At 62.0% G+C, this 15,674-nt stretch carries 14 protein-coding genes; 5 read left to right on the top strand and 9 right to left on the bottom strand.

Annotated features, from left to right (window positions below; all coding sequences use genetic code 11):
• Window positions 1-160 precede the first annotated feature (160 nt).
• Window positions 161-646, bottom strand: a complete 486-nt coding sequence (locus ACW9UO_RS10200; protein ID WP_457085708.1) for a transglycosylase SLT domain-containing protein — start codon at window positions 644-646, stop codon at window positions 161-163.
• A gap of 133 nt (window positions 647-779) precedes the next feature.
• Between ACW9UO_RS10200 and ACW9UO_RS10195 the strand changes: the two genes are divergently transcribed.
• Together ACW9UO_RS10195 and ACW9UO_RS10190 are read left to right on the top strand one after the other, a co-directional pair.
• Window positions 780-1,640 (top strand): SDR family oxidoreductase, encoded by an 861-nt coding sequence (locus tag ACW9UO_RS10195; RefSeq protein WP_457085707.1) that lies wholly within the window; start codon window positions 780-782, stop codon window positions 1,638-1,640.
• Window positions 1,637-2,224, top strand: a complete 588-nt coding sequence (locus ACW9UO_RS10190) for an exopolysaccharide biosynthesis protein (protein ID WP_457085706.1) — start codon at window positions 1,637-1,639, stop codon at window positions 2,222-2,224. The genes ACW9UO_RS10195 and ACW9UO_RS10190 overlap by 4 nt, the downstream gene beginning before the upstream one ends.
• On the opposite strand, the gene ACW9UO_RS10185 is transcribed toward ACW9UO_RS10190, so the two are convergent.
• Together ACW9UO_RS10185 and ACW9UO_RS10180 are read right to left on the bottom strand one after the other, a co-directional pair.
• Window positions 2,199-3,527, bottom strand: coding sequence for a glycosyltransferase family 4 protein (locus ACW9UO_RS10185; RefSeq protein ID WP_457085705.1), 1,329 nt, complete (start codon window positions 3,525-3,527; stop codon window positions 2,199-2,201). The genes ACW9UO_RS10190 and ACW9UO_RS10185 overlap by 26 nt on opposite strands.
• Window positions 3,528-3,530: 3 nt before the next feature.
• Window positions 3,531-4,952: a hypothetical protein gene (locus ACW9UO_RS10180; protein WP_457085704.1), complete on the bottom strand. Its 1,422-nt coding sequence runs from the start codon at window positions 4,950-4,952 to the stop codon at window positions 3,531-3,533.
• A gap of 365 nt (window positions 4,953-5,317) precedes the next feature.
• Here ACW9UO_RS10180 and ACW9UO_RS10175 point away from each other — a divergent pair, with 365 nt between their 5' ends.
• Window positions 5,318-6,439 (top strand): glycosyltransferase family 4 protein, encoded by a 1,122-nt coding sequence (locus tag ACW9UO_RS10175; RefSeq protein WP_457085703.1) that lies wholly within the window; start codon window positions 5,318-5,320, stop codon window positions 6,437-6,439.
• Between the two features lie 153 nt (window positions 6,440-6,592).
• Window positions 6,593-8,368: a sulfoacetaldehyde acetyltransferase gene (gene xsc, locus ACW9UO_RS10170; RefSeq protein ID WP_457085702.1), complete on the top strand. Its 1,776-nt coding sequence runs from the start codon at window positions 6,593-6,595 to the stop codon at window positions 8,366-8,368.
• Window positions 8,369-8,424: 56 nt separating this feature from the next.
• Here the strand turns inward: xsc and ACW9UO_RS10165 are convergent, their stop codons facing one another.
• On the bottom strand, window positions 8,425-9,276 hold the full coding sequence (locus ACW9UO_RS10165; RefSeq protein ID WP_457085701.1) for a phosphate acyltransferase: 852 nt from the start codon (window positions 9,274-9,276) through the stop codon (window positions 8,425-8,427).
• A gap of 28 nt (window positions 9,277-9,304) precedes the next feature.
• Here ACW9UO_RS10165 and ACW9UO_RS10160 point away from each other — a divergent pair, with 28 nt between their 5' ends.
• Window positions 9,305-10,444, top strand: a complete 1,140-nt coding sequence (locus ACW9UO_RS10160; RefSeq protein WP_457085700.1) for a citrate synthase — start codon at window positions 9,305-9,307, stop codon at window positions 10,442-10,444.
• 101 nt (window positions 10,445-10,545) lie between these two features.
• Here the strand turns inward: ACW9UO_RS10160 and ACW9UO_RS10155 are convergent, their stop codons facing one another.
• The 5 genes from ACW9UO_RS10155 to ACW9UO_RS10135 form a co-directional block, all read right to left on the bottom strand.
• On the bottom strand, window positions 10,546-11,190 hold the full coding sequence (locus ACW9UO_RS10155) for a DUF1523 family protein (protein WP_457085699.1): 645 nt from the start codon (window positions 11,188-11,190) through the stop codon (window positions 10,546-10,548).
• A gap of 159 nt (window positions 11,191-11,349) precedes the next feature.
• Entirely contained in the window at window positions 11,350-11,625 is a 276-nt protein-coding gene (locus ACW9UO_RS10150; RefSeq protein ID WP_457085698.1) for a hypothetical protein, read from the bottom strand.
• 3 nt (window positions 11,626-11,628) lie between these two features.
• Window positions 11,629-12,972 carry a DUF6638 family protein gene (locus tag ACW9UO_RS10145; protein WP_457085697.1) on the bottom strand — a complete coding sequence of 448 codons (1,344 nt, stop codon included), beginning with the start codon at window positions 12,970-12,972 and terminating at the stop codon, window positions 11,629-11,631.
• Window positions 12,969-13,712: an HNH endonuclease gene (locus ACW9UO_RS10140; RefSeq protein WP_457085696.1), complete on the bottom strand. Its 744-nt coding sequence runs from the start codon at window positions 13,710-13,712 to the stop codon at window positions 12,969-12,971. The genes ACW9UO_RS10145 and ACW9UO_RS10140 overlap by 4 nt, the downstream gene beginning before the upstream one ends.
• Window positions 13,709-15,643, bottom strand: a complete 1,935-nt coding sequence (locus ACW9UO_RS10135; protein WP_457085695.1) for an AAA family ATPase — start codon at window positions 15,641-15,643, stop codon at window positions 13,709-13,711. Before ACW9UO_RS10135 ends, ACW9UO_RS10140 begins: the two co-directional genes overlap by 4 nt.
• Between the last annotated feature and the right edge of the window lie 31 nt (window positions 15,644-15,674).

Here is a 15,674-nt window from a genome sequence, read left to right as displayed (position 1 = left end):
GTTGACAGATCGGGTTGCGTCCGGGTGCGGCCGTTTAAGGACAGCTGCCAGAGGAGCCTGAGCCGTGCTTGCCCAAGAGCGGCACGGGTGGATCCAGCGGCGTCGGAACGCCTGCTTCGGGCGGGCTCCGGTCCGCGCCGCGCCCGCAATCACTGCAAGGCTATCCCGGCCGCAACCCGGTCTGAACCAGCATCCCGCGCCGTTTGGCTTCGTAGTAGTAGCCGCGCGAATACCACTTCACGGCGGTCTTTTCGCTGCCGTTCGACAGCAGCCAGGCCCCGCGCAGGTATTTCACCGCGTATTGTAGATTGACGTCCGGGTTCAGCAGGTCCTTGGACGCTCCGCGAAAGCCCATGCCCCGCGCCGTTTGCGGCAGGATTTGCATCAACCCCCAATAGGGCCCATTGCGCGCGCCGGGCCGGTGGGTGCTCTCGCGGATGGCCAGCCTGTGGACCAACGTGCGCGGCACGTCGTAATGATCCGACCACTTGTTGATCAACCGCCGCAGTTCGGGCGTTTCATTGGGGTGCAGCGGCGGGTTAAAGTCGCGGGGATCGGGCTCTTGTTTGGCTTCGGGGCGGCGGGCACAGCCGGAAATGGCGGCAAGTGTGCCCAGGAAAAAGACGCGGCGGGATAGCTTGGACATCAGACGACTCGGTCAGTGAAAACTGGCCTGACCCTACCTGCGGTTGCACCACCGTGCATCTGCGGCATACGCGCATAGGCGAGCGGGCGCCGAATGGCTTGCGCTTCTCCGCCGACCGGCACAATTTGCACCCATGACCCATACACTCCTTTCATTCGGCCACGGCTATAGCGCCCGCGCCTTTGCCCGCCTTTTGCCCCCCGCCGACTGGCGGGTGATTGGCACCACGCGCACCGCAGAAAACCAGCCCGCACTGGCCGAAACCGGGATAGAGCCGCTGCTGTTTCCCGGCGACGACATGCGCGCCGCGCTGGACGCGGCCGACCATCTGCTGATCTCTGCCGGACCAAATGAGGACGGCGACCCGGTGCTGGCCCAGCTCGCAGACGAGATTGCCGCGCGGGCCGGGCAGTTCAAATGGGTGGGGTATCTTTCGACCACCGGCGTCTACGGCGACCATCAAGGCGGCTGGGTGGACGAGGACACCCCTCTTGCCCCCTCAACCCGCCGGGGTGAGATGCGCGCGCAGGCCGAGGCCGAGTGGCAGGCCATCCCCGGCCTTCCGCTGCATATTTTCCGCCTTGCGGGCATCTATGGCCCCGGGCGCGGACCCTTTGCCAAGGTGCGCAAGGGCACGGCCCGGCGTATCATTAAGCCGGGGCAGGTGTTCAGCCGCATTCACGTCGAGGATATTGCGCAGGTGCTGAAAGCCTCGGTTGCGCAGCCCGATCCGGGGGCGATCTATAACCTGTGTGACGATGATCCCGCCCCGCCGCAGGACGTCATCGCCTATGCCGCCGCGCTTCTGGACTTGCCAATTCCTCCCGCCACGCCATTTCAACAGGCTGAGATGACTCCGATGGCCCGCAGCTTTTATGCCGAAAGCAAGCGGGTGAGAAACGATCGGATCAAACAGGAGCTGGGCGTGACACTGATATATTCTGATTACCGCGCGGGCCTGCGGGCCCTTTTGGCGGACGAGCGCGACAGATGACACCGCCCCGCAGCCTCGGTGCCTTGCTCACCGCCATTCGCCCGGAAGAAGACACCTCGGACAAGGTTTCGGTGCAGGACATGCTGGCCGAGGTCGGCGACCGATCTTATGCGCCGCTGGTGCTGTTGATCTCGGTCCTGCTGATCACGCCGGTGTCTGGCATTCCGGGCGTGCCGACCATCGGGGCCTGTCTGATCGTGCTGATCACCGCGCAATGGCTGGTGGGGCACAAACATATCTGGTTGCCGCAAGTCCTGCTGCGCCGATCGATATCGGGCGAGCGTCTGGCCAAGGCCATCGACTGGTTCAGGCCCGCGGCCGACTGGGTGGATGGCCACGCGCGCAAGCGGTTTCGCGTGTTGACGATCCCGCCAATGGTGCTTGTGACCAAGCTGGTGATCATTGCCGTGGCCGTGACATGGCCGGTGCTTGAGATCCTGCCGATGGTCACGTCAATTGGCGCGCTTGCGCTGTCGCTGCTGGCCTTTGGCCTCATGGTGCGCGATGGGCTTTGGCTGGCGGCGGGATACGCCACAATCGCGGCCAGCGCCGGGCTGGTTATCTGGCTGCTGGGACAGGTTTAACGCTGGGTCGCTGGATTGGATCGAACAGATCCGGACGGGTTTGCACCGCCCCGCTTACCCAATCGTAGATCTGTGACACCTGCCGCGCCTTGGCCTGCCAGGTAAAGTGATCCTGCACCCGCAGGCGCGCGGCCTCGGACATCGGAATCAGCTGGGCTGGATCGGCCACAGCCGCCTTTAGCGCCGTGCGAAACCCCTTGATGATCGCGGCGCGCGGGCCAATCGGCACCTTGATGCCGGTCGCGGGTGTCACCAGTTCGCCGGGCCCGGCATAATCCACGATCATCGGCACCAGTCCGAGCGCCATCGCCTCAAGCACCACACCGCCGCCAAATTCGCGGATCGACGGGAAGGTGAGCATATGGCAACGCGCCGCCACCGCCTCGACCTCGTCATGTGGCAACCATCCGTGGAAGGTGACTGCGTGCTCGATGCCCTCATCGGCCACCTGCGCCCGCAGGTCTTTCATCATCGGGCCGTCCCCGATCATATCAAGCGTTAACGCGCCTGATTGCAGCAGAGGCGCCGCCGCCGCCAGCAACATATCCGGCCCTTTGTACGGCACCATGCGGCCAATAAAGCAGGCGCGCAGCGGCCGCGTGCCGGGGCGGGACAGGCGGGAAAACCGGGTGGGATCAACCGCGTTTTCCGGCAGATAGACGGTTTTGCCATGATACGCTTCGGGGATCTCGGATTGTGTATGGCGCGACCCGGTGAGAATGGCCGCCGCGTGGCGCAGGGTCCGCGCCCGACCGGGCAAATAGCGATAGGCCGACCGCAGATAGCTCAGGACTTCGCGTTCGCGCAACCGCTCGGAGTTGAACCCCTCAGGCCAAGGCACACCGCCATTGAGCGGCCCCAGGACAAACGGCACCTCGGCCCCGGCACAAAGCCGGGCAATCGGGCTGGAAATCGTTGGGCTGAGCGGGGTGATGCGGTGCACAATGTCATATTTGCCCGCGTTGATCGCATCGCCAAATTCCCGCCACACCAGCTTTTCAAAATGCGGATAGGCCAGCGCGTTGAGCGCCTGCACCATAGTCCAGCCCTTGCCCTGGCCCATGCGCAGCATTTCGCCAATCCGCCACAGCGGGCGCGCAATGCTGTCGCTGTCGATAAAGGTGACGTCGCGCCCCTCGACATAGCCCGCCTTCAGGATGGCGTCGCGGTTGCGGATATGGGTGACAAGATGCACATCGGCCACATCGCGCAGGGCATGCGCCAGTGACCAGCCCACCAGAGGCACGGAAACCCAGTCCGGGTTGGCCGCCTCGGCAATGGCAAGAACGCGGTAACGAGACACTAATTACTCCATCACAGGACGCCAGCGCAGGGCAAACCGCCCGGCTTTGCGGCGCAATTTACTCTCTGCCAAACGGAGCCGCTCGCTTCGCAGAGTCTCTGCGTAGCCCATCAGCGCGCCCGACAAAAGCCAGGTCAGCGGCGTGAGCGTCGCATTGGGCACCAGTTCCACCGCATTGACCGCCAAAAGCAGGGTCAGCGGGCCGATATAGGGCGAAATCTCTTCGGTTTTACGCGCCAGCATTTCGCGCCAAAGCAAGAAGATGGGCAGGACCAGCAGCCCGAATTCGGCCAGAAAGCCAAGCCAGCCGTATTGCCCCATGACGATGATCCAACGCCCGTCGCTGATGGTTTCCAGCGCGCCGGTCACATCGTTGTAAATCAGGTTCCGGCCCCAGCTTCCCCAGCCAAACAGCGGCTTTTCATAGGCCCGGTCAAGCAGCATATCCTCGTTCTGGAACCGAAACAGCAGCGAGGCCGCGCGGTCGGGATCAATGCTGCCCGCGGCGGCGAGCATCTGTTCGGTGGGGATCTGATCGACGGCTTTCAGCACCGGATAGCCAATCGCCAAAACCGCCAGGAGCGCCGCGATCTTGAGCTGTGAGCGCACGCCAAACAACAGCACCACCGGGATCAGGATCACCGCAAACAGCATCGCGCCGAGCGATTTGAACAGCACAAGGCAGACGCCAAGCCAGAGGGTGATCGCGGTGAACATCATCTTGCGCCCGGTCTCGAACTTCAACAGCGCCGCCGCCGAGGTCAGCGCCATCATCGCAAAGAACGCCAGCCAGATGCCGTGATAGAGGAACACCGTCGGCCGCCAGCCGCCAAAGCGGTAGGTCTGGGCGAACTCATGCTGAAAATAGCCGTAAATCCAGATGTTAAGCTGCGGCGACATCCGCACTTCCATCAGCGACGGGATGCTATAGGCCAGCCCGGACCACATCAAAACCACCAGCAACAGCCGTTGCGACGCGGCCTCGACCAGGTATTGCCGGGCGAGAACGAAGGGGATGAAGATCAGGATTTGCGTCAGGGTCAGCGCAATCGCATCGGTGATCAGCAACCCCGGCAAAACCAGCGCATCGCCCCAGCGCACCAGCTCGGTGTTGGTGGCGACGGTGATGATGGGCGACAGGATAAACGTCAGCATCAGCACCTTGCCCAGCAGCGTGTCGGGCAGGATCGATTTGCGCAGCCCATAGATCAGCAGGGCCATCACCAGCGCGGCCAGCGCCGGGATCGAGTGTTTGTGCAACGGCGGCAGCAGCGGAAAGTCAAACGCGGCGGGGGGCGGGGGCAGTATCAGGAAGGCGGTGATCAACGCCACCAGCAGCGCCTGCGGCAAGGGCAGGCGGCGAAACAGGATCACTGTCACGATTGGCCATAAGGCCAGCATAAGATTTGCCAGTAAATTGGGCATCAGCGGGTCTTTTGTTGCAACTGGCGCAGCCTACCAAGGGAATGGGGCAAGTTTTAGGCCAGCCCCAAGTTTACCCGTCCGCCGCGCAATGGCAAACTGCCCCGCATGCGCGCCCCGTCTTTGGGCGATGCACCGCTGTTGCGGCTGCCCCTAATGCAAATCGGTAACTGCCCCGCAACGCACGTTACCAACTGCCCCGTGACGTAAGCCCCTGACTTCCCTATGACACAAGTCCCTGAATTTCCACGCAGACTGGTTTTTGGGGGTTGTACTTTGGTGGGGTCTTGGCCAGTTTTGCGCCCAGGGTGACCTCACGTAATTGGAAAGCCGTGCCACACCGCCGCAAGATAGCCTATCTCTGCGATTTGTCTCCGCAGGACCCGCTGACGTATTCCGGCGGTAACGCACGTATTTTCGATGCGTTGCAGGAGCATGTCGGCGATGTGACCCTGCTTGATCCGGGCTGGGGGCGGCTTGATCTGCTGCGGCGGATGATTGTGGCCCTGCCCGAGTCTGTCACCATTCGGGCGCTGTGGCGGATGCAGCTGGGGCTGTCGCGGCTGATTGCCCCGGCGATCCAGTCGCAGGTGACGCAGGGGCGGTATGACGTGCTGTTTGGCGCCTATTCGTTTCACTCCATGGCCGGGTTGCGCCTGCCGCCGGGGGTGTTTTCGGTCTATACCTCGGATGCCACCCCGACGACCTACAAGCGCTCAGAGGTGGGGGCGTCTTTTGGCTCTTATATGCGGATGTCGCGGCTGCTTGATCCGGTGATCCTGCGCGCAGAGCGGCAGGTGTTTCGCAATGCCGATCTGCTGCTCTGGCCGACGGAATGGCTTAAATCCGGGGCAGACAGCCTTTATGGCCTCGCGCCGGAGCGGTCGCTTGTGGTGCCTTGGGGGGCGAATGTGTCGGACCCCCGGCCCAGCGATGTCGCCCCTGCAATAAGCCGGGGCGCGCCGATCCGCTTTGCGCTGGTGGGGCGGGATTGGTACGCCAAAGGTGGGCCGCTGGTGTTTGAAACGATCACCCAGATGCGCGCCAAAGGGCTGGATGCGCGGCTTGACGTGATCGGGGTGGATCCGCCCGCCGAACATCAGGGCGATTTCGTGGAACTGCACGGTGTGATCGACAAATCCCGGCCCGAAGAGATGGCCCGTTTTGAAGCCGTGAAGCGCCGGGCGCATTTCCTGTTTCAGCCGTCTTTTGAGAGCTACGGCTTCGCCTTTTGCGAGGCCTCGGCCTATGGCCTGCCGTCGCTGTGTCTGCGCATTGGCGGGGTGCCGGTGCGTGAGGGGGTGAATGGCCACGCCTTGCCGCTTGGGTCTGGGCCTGAGGCGTTTTTGGACTGTGTGAGCGCCTATCTTGACGCGCCGCAGGCTTATGAAGAGCTGCGCCGCACGTCGCGGCAGGAATACGAGACGCGGCTGAACTGGGATGCCTGGGGCCGGACGGTGGATGACCTGTTGGCGCAGCAGGGGCGCTGAGGGCACTGGCATCGCGGCCAGCCGGTGGTGGCGTCTGGACTTATTCCGCCCGGTGCTTTGGCCCTATCGCTCGGCGCGGCAAAGCACTAGCCTGCGCCCAAATGGCCGGGCCACAGAGCCCCCGTGCCGCAGAAGTCTCAGGAGTTGCCGTCGATGAAAATGACCACCGAAGAAGCCTTTGTGAAAGTGCTCCAGCGCCACGGGATTGAACACGCCTTTGGCATCATCGGTTCGGCGTTCATGCCGATTTCGGACCTGTTTCCCAAGGCGGGCATCCAGTTCTGGGATTGCGCGCACGAAGGGTCGGGCGGGATGATGGCCGATGGCTATACCCGTGCTTGCGGCAAGATGAGCATGATGATTGCCCAGAACGGCCCCGGCATCACCAACTTCGTTACCGCCGTCAAAACCGCCTATTGGAACCACACGCCGCTGTTGCTGGTCACGCCGCAAGCGGCCAACAAATCAATTGGCATGGGCGGGTTCCAAGAGGTCGAGCAGATGAAACTGTTCGAGGATATGGTGGCCTATCAGGAAGAGGTGCGTGACCCGTCGCGCATCGCCGAAGTGCTCAACCGGGTGATCCTGAACGCGCACCGCGCCAGCGCCCCGGCACAGATCAACGTGCCGCGCGATTACTGGACGCAGGTGATTGATATCGACCTGCCCGAGGTGGTGGAATTCGAACGCCCCGCCGGTGGCGAAACCGCGATTGCCGAGGCGGCGAAACTGCTGTCGGAGGCGAAGTTTCCGGTGATCCTCAATGGTGCGGGCGTGGTTTTGGCCAACGCCATCGACGACTCGATGATGCTGGCCGAACGGCTGTCTGCGCCGGTTTGCGTTGGCTATCAGCACAACGACGCTTTCCCCGGCTCGCACCCGCTGTTTGCCGGGCCGCTGGGCTATAACGGCTCAAAGGCTGGGATGGAGCTGATCTCGAAGGCGGATGTGGTGCTCTGCCTCGGCACGCGGCTGAACCCGTTCTCGACCCTGCCGGGCTATGGCATCGATTACTGGCCCAAGGACGCCAAGATCATTCAGGTCGACATCAATCCGGATCGCATCGGCCTGACCAAGAAGGTCTCGGTCGGCATTGTGGGCGACGCCAAAAAGGTGGCGCAGGGGATCATGGGGCAACTGGCCGATAGCGCGGGTGACGAAGGCCGCAAGGACCGCGAAAGCCTGATCATCCAGACCAAGAGCGCCTGGGCGCAGCAACTTGCCTCGATGGACCATGAGGATGACGATCCGGGCACCTCGTGGAACGAACGCGCCCGCAAGGACAAGCCCGACTGGATGTCGCCCCGCATGGCCTGGCGCGCGATCCAAAGCGCGCTGCCGCGTGAGGCGATCATTTCGTCCGACATTGGCAACAACTGCGCCATCGGCAACGCGTATCCAAGCTTTGAGCAGGGGCGGAAGTACCTCGCACCCGGTCTGTTTGGGCCGTGTGGGTATGGGCTGCCGGCGATCATCGGGGCCAAGATCGGCTGCCCGGATGTGCCGGTGGTGGGCTTTGCCGGTGACGGTGCCTTTGGCATCGCGGTGACCGAGCTGACGGCGATTGGGCGCGAGGAATGGCCGCCGGTCACGATGGTGGTGTTCCGCAACTATCAGTGGGGCGCGGAAAAGCGCAATTCGACGCTGTGGTACGAGGACAACTTTGTCGGCACCGAGCTGGACGATGGCGTGAGCTATGCCGGGATCGCCAAGGCGTGCGGCTTGCAAGGGGTGCAGACCAAATCGATGGAAGAGCTGACCACCGCGCTGGCCACCGCGATCAAGGACCAGATGCAGAACGGCAAAACCACGCTGATTGAGGCGCTGATCAATCAGGAACTGGGCGAGCCATTCCGCCGCGATGCGATGAAGAAACCGGTGTCTGTCGCCGGGATCGACGCCGCAGATATGCGCGAACAGAAGGTCTAGGCGGGCAAAATTCCGTCGACGGAATTTGCAAATTTCATGATGAAATTTGGCTCCGTCTAGCTCAGAGCGAGTGTTACGGCGGTGGCGGCCACGATATCCGCCACCGTTGCGCCGCGGCTCAGGTCACAGACCGGGCGGCGAAAGCCTTGCAGGAACGGCCCGATGGCCTGTGCGCCCGCCAGCTCTTGCGCCAGTTTGTAGGCGATATTCCCCGCATCCAACGATGGAAAGATAAGCACATTGGCATTGCCCGCGCCCAACCCCTTTTTTGCCGCGATGCCAGCGTTCAGCGCCGCATCTGCCTGGATCGGGCCGGTGTATCCCGTGGCCTCGGCAGCGGCGCGCACCGCCTCGACGCTCGGGCCTGTGCCGCTCGCGGCGGTGGAGAACGACAACAGCGCCACATGCGCCGGGCCGATCAGTGCGTCGCAAGAGGCTGCCGAAGCGCGGGCAATCGCCGCCAGCCCGGCGGCATCGGGGGCAACGTTTACGGCGCAATCGGCAAACACCATTTCGCGCCCGTCCGGAAACACCATCAGGAAAAACGATGACGGCAGGCTGACCTCGGGCGCCAATCCAATCGCCAGCCCGGCGGCTTCGATCACCTTGGCGGTCGGGCTGTCGGCACCGGCGACCATCGCATCGGCCTCCCCCGCCGCGACCATTGCCGCCGCCCGGATCAGCGGCCGTGCCAGCATCCGCCGGGCGATGCCCTCTTTCATCCCGCGATTGGCCACCAGCGCGGCAATCTGCGCTTCTGACACTTCGGCCAAGGCGACCGGTTCTGCCAGCCCGTCGCGGCGCAATTCTGCGCAGGCCGCAGCGACCCGCGCATCTTCGATCTCGGGAAAGACCACCCGCGCCTGCCGCGCGCGTGCCGTTTCATACGCCTGTTCCAGAACTGCCATACCGACCTCCGCTGCCTGAAAGGAAACCATGATGACCCAAGACGTGAAGATCAACCGGGGCCTTAAGGGCATTTATTTCGAACGCTCTGGCGTCAGTCACATCGACGGCTCCAAAGGCGAACTGTTGTATCGCGGCTATAGCATCCACGATCTGGCGGAAAACTCGACGTTCGAGGAGGTCTGTTACCTGCTGATCCACGGCGAATTGCCGAGTACCGATCAGCTGGCGGAGTTTGACGCCGCGCTGAAGGACGCCCGCACCCTGCCGCCGCCGGTCTATGACGTCATCCGCAGTGCCGCAGAGGGCCATCCGATGGACGTGCTGCGCACCGCAGTCTCGGCTCTGGCAGCCTTGGAGGCAGACAGCCGTGAGGTGGGCGAGGCGGCGTTTCTGCGCAACGGCATCCGGCTGACGGCGCAGGTGCCGATGATTGTTGCCGCGCATGAGGCCATTCGCAATGGGCGCACGCCGGTCGCGCCCGACCCGACGCTGAGCCACGCCGCCAATTGGCTGTGGATGCTGACCGGGGAAAAGCCGAGCGACACCGCCGCCCGGCTGGCCGATGTGGATTTCATTCTGCACGCCGAACACGGTGCCAACGCTTCGAGCTTTGCCGCCCGCGTGACCGTGGGCACCGAGGCCAATCTGCACGGTGCCATCGTCACCGCGCTGTCCACCCTTGCCGGTCCTGCCCACGGTGGCGCGGCTGAGGATGTGATGAAGATGGTGCATGAGATCGGAACGCCCGAGAACGCCGCGGCCTATGTCAAAGCCAAGCGCGCTGCGCGCGAGCCGGTGACGGGGTTTGGACACCGGGTTTACCGCGCTGAAGACCCGCGCGCGCGTCACATGCGTGAAGGTGTGCGCAAGCTGGGCGAAGAAAAGGGCGCGCCGGAGTGGTACGCGATCCTTCAGGCGGTGGTGGAGGCGATGAAGCCTTATGCCCGCCACGGGCTTAACGTGAACGTCGATTTCTATTCTGGCGTGATCTATCAGCTGCACGGCATCCCGATGGACCTCTACGTGCCGATCTTTGCCATCGGACGGATGCCGGGGTGGGTGGTGCAATGCCTTGAACAGCAGCGCGGCAACATCCTGATCCGGCCGCTGACGCTGTATAACGGGCCGGATGAGCGGGCCTATGTTCCGCTCGTCGATCGCGACTGACACCTGGTTAGACCGAGCTTTGGGCTTCCGGCCCGGTTCGGTCAGGTCAGGTTTGGGGTAGGGGTGGTCTAGTCGGGCACCTTGGCACCCGACCTGTAGGGTTAAACCTTCTTTTTGCCGCCAAACCAGCCGCGCATTCGGTTTCCGGTGCCTTTGACCGCGTCTGAGGCATCGGCAAAGCCTTCTTCGACGTCTGACAGCATCGGATCGATCCGCGCCATGCGGAACCGCCGCCAGCGCACGTAGATCGCCCAGAACAAGATCGCCACGAGGGTTAAAACGATGATGTTGGTCCAGGGGATAATCGTGGCCGCTGGGTCGTCCACCCGGCGCACATCGACGGCGTTGGGATAGATCGACAGGAATTCATTGCGCCAGCCGTAGTGCTTGATCGCCACCCATTTTGGGGTTTCCGAGGTCGAACGCAGATCGGCGGCTTCGGTTTGCAGATTGGCGGTGTCGAATTTGAAATACGGCGGCCAGCCCCAGCCGGTATCCTCGTTGCGATAGACCATCGGGCGGCCATTGTCGCGGATCGTCTGGATAAAGAACACGTCGCGGTTGACCTGCCCGGTGGCATTGCCGCTGTCGGGGCTGGACCAGAAAATCGAGTTTTCGCCGAAATCGACCCGGCGGGTTTCCGTATCGGAAATCCGTGCGATATCGTGCTGTGGCAGAGTGTAGTGAAAGAACGCCCCGATCAGCACCCAGAAGGTCAGGATCAGAAGCCATTTGATGTAACGCATGTCGGATACCCCGTGGTTTGGAGGATATGTAGTGCTTTGGGGGCGGGTTGGAAACCGCTGGCGGTGGTGCTTTTGGCGGGCCGCCGGGGGTTTTCCACCCCCGGACCCCCGGAAGGTATTTTTAAACAGAAGAAGAGGGACGTGGTGCGCGCCTGTGGGTCAGTGAAAATTGGTGAAGTAGACGATGGCGATGATCAGGGTGACCGGCACGATGTAGACCCCGAGGATGAGCTTGCGGCGCAATGAGCCGTCATAGTCGGTGAGGCCGGTTTGCACGAAGGCTTCTTTGGCGTCGTCGTCGCCTTGCATCGCTTCGCTGTCCCATTCCGCTTCGAGTTTGTCGCGGCGCACGGCGCGGGAGTAGAGCGACAGGCAGATGTAAACCACTGTCAGCACGACAAAGCCGATGAACGACAGTTTGATGAATGCCAGCATGGTCTACCTTCCTGTTGCCGGGCCCCAGGGGCCGACCCGCGCGGGTTTTGTGCTGCGCGCGGGGGCGGTTTCCTGCATCGGGGCCTCGTGGCCAAAGAGTGCGGCACGCGCCCCTGCCTTGTCTACCTGATACTCGCGGGTCAAAAGGTCGACGATGTAGGAGCGTTTGGTATCAGACCAGCTGCGGTAGAGTTGGTAGAACAGTTGCTTGTGGCAGATGAACAGTTGGCGGATGTCGCGCGGGGCCAGTTCGGCGAGCAGCATGTTGACGAGATCGCGGTCGGGGGTGTCGGCGGCACGCAGGCTTAGGAAATAGGCCGGGTGGTCGGAGGCGATGCGCGGCCACTGGCCCGACCCCTCGGCCCATTGCACCAGTTTGTTCAGCCCGTGGTATTCCTCGGGGAGGTCGCCGGCGTGGCGGCGGGCGAGGTGGCGAATGTCGCGTCTTGTGGCACCGGTCAGGTCGAGGCCGGCGTCTTGGGCCGCGTCGACGACGATGAAATCCATCTTTTGCCGTAGGATGGCGGCGGCGTCGATGCCGGGGGCTTTGACGATGGGTTCGACTAGATCGTTGTAGTCAAAGAACTTGGCGATGCGGTTGCGGTCGCTCAGGTCGAAGACATACTTGATCGGCAGGTCTTGCAGCGCGTCTTTGTCGCCCGCCGTGATCAGCGCCGGGTGGTCGACCTTGCGAAACAGGTAACAGCCGCCGAAATGGCTGGTCCAGAAGTTCTGTTGCTCAAAACTCATGGTGTCGAGCAGCACCGGATTGCGAATGATGTCGCCGGTGCGCTGGGCGGTGCCGATCATCTTGGCGATCAGCACGTCGTCAAACCACGCATCCTCGCGGGTTTTGAAATCATCGACCATTGTCGCAAGCGTTTGCGCCTCGCGCAGGGTGCCGCCGGTGGTGTCGGCCTCGACGGTGATCTTGCGGATATCAAACAGGCGCTGCGGCGTGGTGAGGGTGAAGACAGAGTTCACCAGCTCGCCTGCCACCGCATCGCGGGCGGTGAGGGCAAAGAGTTGGGCCTCGTTGGTTTTAATGAAGTCTTTGAGGATGGTGCGGGAGGTCGAGAAAGTGGCGTTGAGCAGCGGCGCTTGCTTTTGCTCGGTGGTGAGCAGGATGAACTGTCGGTTGACGCCGTTGTGGTTGAGGTACTGCGGGTCGTCGAGTTCATCGCCGATCTCGGGGGAGAAGCCGGAGATGTCGATGTGGAACTCTTGCAGTTGGGTTTGCCGGGTGGTGAGGTGTTTGAGGGCCCGGTTGTAGCGGTCGATCAGCGCGGGGGAGTCGACGCGGATCAGGTTGCCGAACATGAGGCCGGATTGGATGAGGCGGTTCATGACCTACTTTTACTTTTCTTAAACATAATATCTTGAAGTTCTTCGGGAGAGTACGGGTCAGAAACTCTTTTGTGCAACATTGCGTGGCAGTTGGGACACACGGGAATCAAGTCGGTTTTTGGATCGAGCTTGTATTGTGTTCGCCTATGGGCGACCGGAACGATATGGTGAATATGGATAAAACCTTTCCCAATTTCTCCATATACATCCTCAAAATTCAGATGGCAGACCTTGCAAACTGAACCATGTAGTTCGAGGCATTTCTGGCGCGCCGCTCTATTTCGTTCAAAATGAGTTTGAACCACATCAAACCTCAAGCCTTCCGTGAATAGAGTGGGTTCGATTTCTGAGGTCATTTCTGAGGTAGTCGATTCTTCAACGGCGAAATAATCTCTCCCAACGACGTTAAGACTGCGTTTCTCCCGTATTTCATCAAAGTTGGAAATTCTCGGAATTCCGCTTAGGCTGTCAGGATCGGCGTATTGGCGAAACGTGTACAGCGTGTATCCGTCTTCTAGTATATGTTCTATGTGCCGAAGGGATGGACCGTAGCTTGCTGGCTTACGTCCGTTCGCGTCCTTTTTCCAACTCTCGGAGAACACCTGCTGGCGACCATCCTCTTCAACATGTGACCATGCTCCGAACATGACGAACCGCTCTTCGTGATTAATGTAGGACCAAGCATTTCTTGGGTTGTGCGGTTCTGCTCCAAACTTCCGTGCAAAAGCAATTCGGCTCATCTTTTGTCCTCCAAATACCGCCGCTTGGCCTCTTCCTGCCGCCCATAGTCGCGCACCAGCGTGTCTATCGCCACCTCATCCGACTTGTCAGCATAACGGAACTCGGAATCCGCGTAGCGGTTGATCTCTTGCAGCACCATCTCCGTCGTCACCGGCACCCGCAACTCGGAGATCATCGACGTCTTCGTCTCGTAGTCGCGCAGCAGGAACAGCTCGGGGTTTTCCATCCACTCGTCGGGCAGTTCAAAGTCCATCGCCCGCACTTTCACCGCGTCGGTGATGTTCTTGATGGCACGGCCGGTAAACCGCTCGTCGGCCTCTTGGATGCCCTTCAGATAGGTGCCCATCTTGGCAATCGTGTCGAGCTCGCCAACCCGCGATTGCACCCGGTCGAAGACCTGCAACAGCCCCTCTTCGTGCGGGCGGGCGTGGGCGGAAAAGCTGGCAGAGACCGCCGTCTTAATCTCTTGCGCTGAGAAAACCTCGTGGTCGCCCAAGGGGATAGCGTGGTTTTTGCCCATCAGCAGGTAGAGGATGTCGATGTAGTCGTCGCGGGTTTGCGGCCCGTCAACAAGGAACCGCGCGCCGGCGCGTTGGCGCAGAGCGTCGTCGACGTTTTCGGGGTAGTTCGAGAACATGCCGAAGGTGCAATTGCCGCGCACCACGGTGTTGGCGCCGGCAAAGCTCTCCATCAACACGGCGGTGATTTCGAGCTGACCGGCCGAAGACTGCCGGTCGCCGCGTTTGCCCGCAAGCTGGTCGATATCGTCGATGGTGCCAAAGCCGATCACCGCAGGATCGAGGATGGTGTTGATGAAGGCCTTGGCGTTCTGGCCGGACTTGCCCTGATAGCTGTCGATATTGTCGGTCGACAGGTTCTGATAGCGGAACGGATAGCCCGCGACCTTGCAATAGTCGTGGATCAGCCCGGCCATCATCTGGATCAGCGTGGTCTTGCCGGTGCCGGGTTTGCCATCGCCCATGAAGGTAAAGATAAAGCCGCCGAGATCGGCGAAGGGGTTGAGTTTGCGAGTAAAATCATAAGCCATCAGCATCTTGGCCAGCTTCATCGCCTGGTACTTGGCGATGTGGTTGCCGACGACTTCGTTGGGTTTCTTGAAGGTCATCGTCAACGTGGTGGATTTGGCTTTGGTGGCGGGGGTAAAGCCGCGCAGGGTCAGGTCGTCGGCCTCAACATGCCAGGTTGCGTTTTGAAACGGGGCGAGGCGGGGGGCGGTTTGGGCGCGCAGGGCGACCTTCTCCATCACCTGCTCGGCAAAGGCGGTGAGCGTGGCAATCAGATGCGCGTCATCGGCGGTTTGGGTGGTGAGGGTTTGGTCAAGCTCCCACAGCAGGCCATGCAGGGCGATCTGGGCGTTGTCGGGGATCAGCTCCTCGACCTCGGCGATCTCAACAGTGGTTTCGGTGGCGTGTGGCGACAGCAGATAGGCGGTGGCGTTGGCCCATGTGTGGGCGGTGATCAGCGCCTCGGCACTGAGCAATTCGGCGAATTCGGTTTTGCGATTGGCGGGCAGGGCGCTTTCAAGGTTGGCGCGCTTGAGGTCGGTCAGACCGGTGGCCTCGGCGTAGGTTTCGCCAACAGCTTGGGCCACGGCGATGGCACGGCGCAGGGTGTGCAGAGCGGTGGCTTGCAGGGGGGTGGTGAGGGCGTCTTCGTCGCTGGCCTCGATCGTATCGCGCAGGTGAACGCCGTGTTTGGCGGCGCTGCGGCGGGTGGCGAGGCCGGGGGTGGTGGCGCGAAACCGCGACCGGCGGGCGGGAATGCCGGGGGAGCGCTCTTGCGTGGGCGCAGTCTGGGGCGTGGCGATGCGCGGGGTGTGATCAAAGCCGGAGAGCAGCGCGGTGGCAGCGGCGTAATGCTTGCGGATATCGTCTTCGCGCAGCTCCATCTGGTCGGTTGTCTGGCTCATGCATTTTCTCCAAACGGTGCCGGGCGTAAAC

It is taken from the genome of Marinovum sedimenti, assembly GCF_054052205.1.
The sequence above is the reverse complement of the archived record's forward strand: the minus strand, read 5'-3'. Positions and strand labels throughout refer to the sequence as shown.

What these genes read in the sequence shown, in the direction of transcription:
- ACW9UO_RS10200 (WP_457085708.1), bottom strand. Translation starts at nt 646, where the DNA reads ATGTCCAAGCTATCCCGCCGCGTCTTTTTCCTGGGCACACTTGCCGCC.
- ACW9UO_RS10195 (WP_457085707.1), top strand. Translation starts at nt 780, where the DNA reads ATGACCCATACACTCCTTTCATTCGGCCACGGCTATAGCGCCCGCGCC.
- ACW9UO_RS10190 (WP_457085706.1), top strand. Translation starts at nt 1,637, where the DNA reads ATGACACCGCCCCGCAGCCTCGGTGCCTTGCTCACCGCCATTCGCCCG.
- ACW9UO_RS10180 (WP_457085704.1), bottom strand. Translation starts at nt 4,952, where the DNA reads ATGCCCAATTTACTGGCAAATCTTATGCTGGCCTTATGGCCAATCGTG.
- xsc (WP_457085702.1), top strand. Translation starts at nt 6,593, where the DNA reads ATGAAAATGACCACCGAAGAAGCCTTTGTGAAAGTGCTCCAGCGCCAC.
- ACW9UO_RS10165 (WP_457085701.1), bottom strand. Translation starts at nt 9,276, where the DNA reads ATGGCAGTTCTGGAACAGGCGTATGAAACGGCACGCGCGCGGCAGGCG.
- ACW9UO_RS10160 (WP_457085700.1), top strand. Translation starts at nt 9,305, where the DNA reads ATGATGACCCAAGACGTGAAGATCAACCGGGGCCTTAAGGGCATTTAT.
- ACW9UO_RS10155 (WP_457085699.1), bottom strand. Translation starts at nt 11,190, where the DNA reads ATGCGTTACATCAAATGGCTTCTGATCCTGACCTTCTGGGTGCTGATC.
- ACW9UO_RS10150 (WP_457085698.1), bottom strand. Translation starts at nt 11,625, where the DNA reads ATGCTGGCATTCATCAAACTGTCGTTCATCGGCTTTGTCGTGCTGACA.
- ACW9UO_RS10145 (WP_457085697.1), bottom strand. Translation starts at nt 12,972, where the DNA reads ATGAACCGCCTCATCCAATCCGGCCTCATGTTCGGCAACCTGATCCGC.
- ACW9UO_RS10140 (WP_457085696.1), bottom strand. Translation starts at nt 13,712, where the DNA reads ATGAGCCGAATTGCTTTTGCACGGAAGTTTGGAGCAGAACCGCACAAC.
- ACW9UO_RS10135 (WP_457085695.1), bottom strand. Translation starts at nt 15,643, where the DNA reads ATGAGCCAGACAACCGACCAGATGGAGCTGCGCGAAGACGATATCCGC.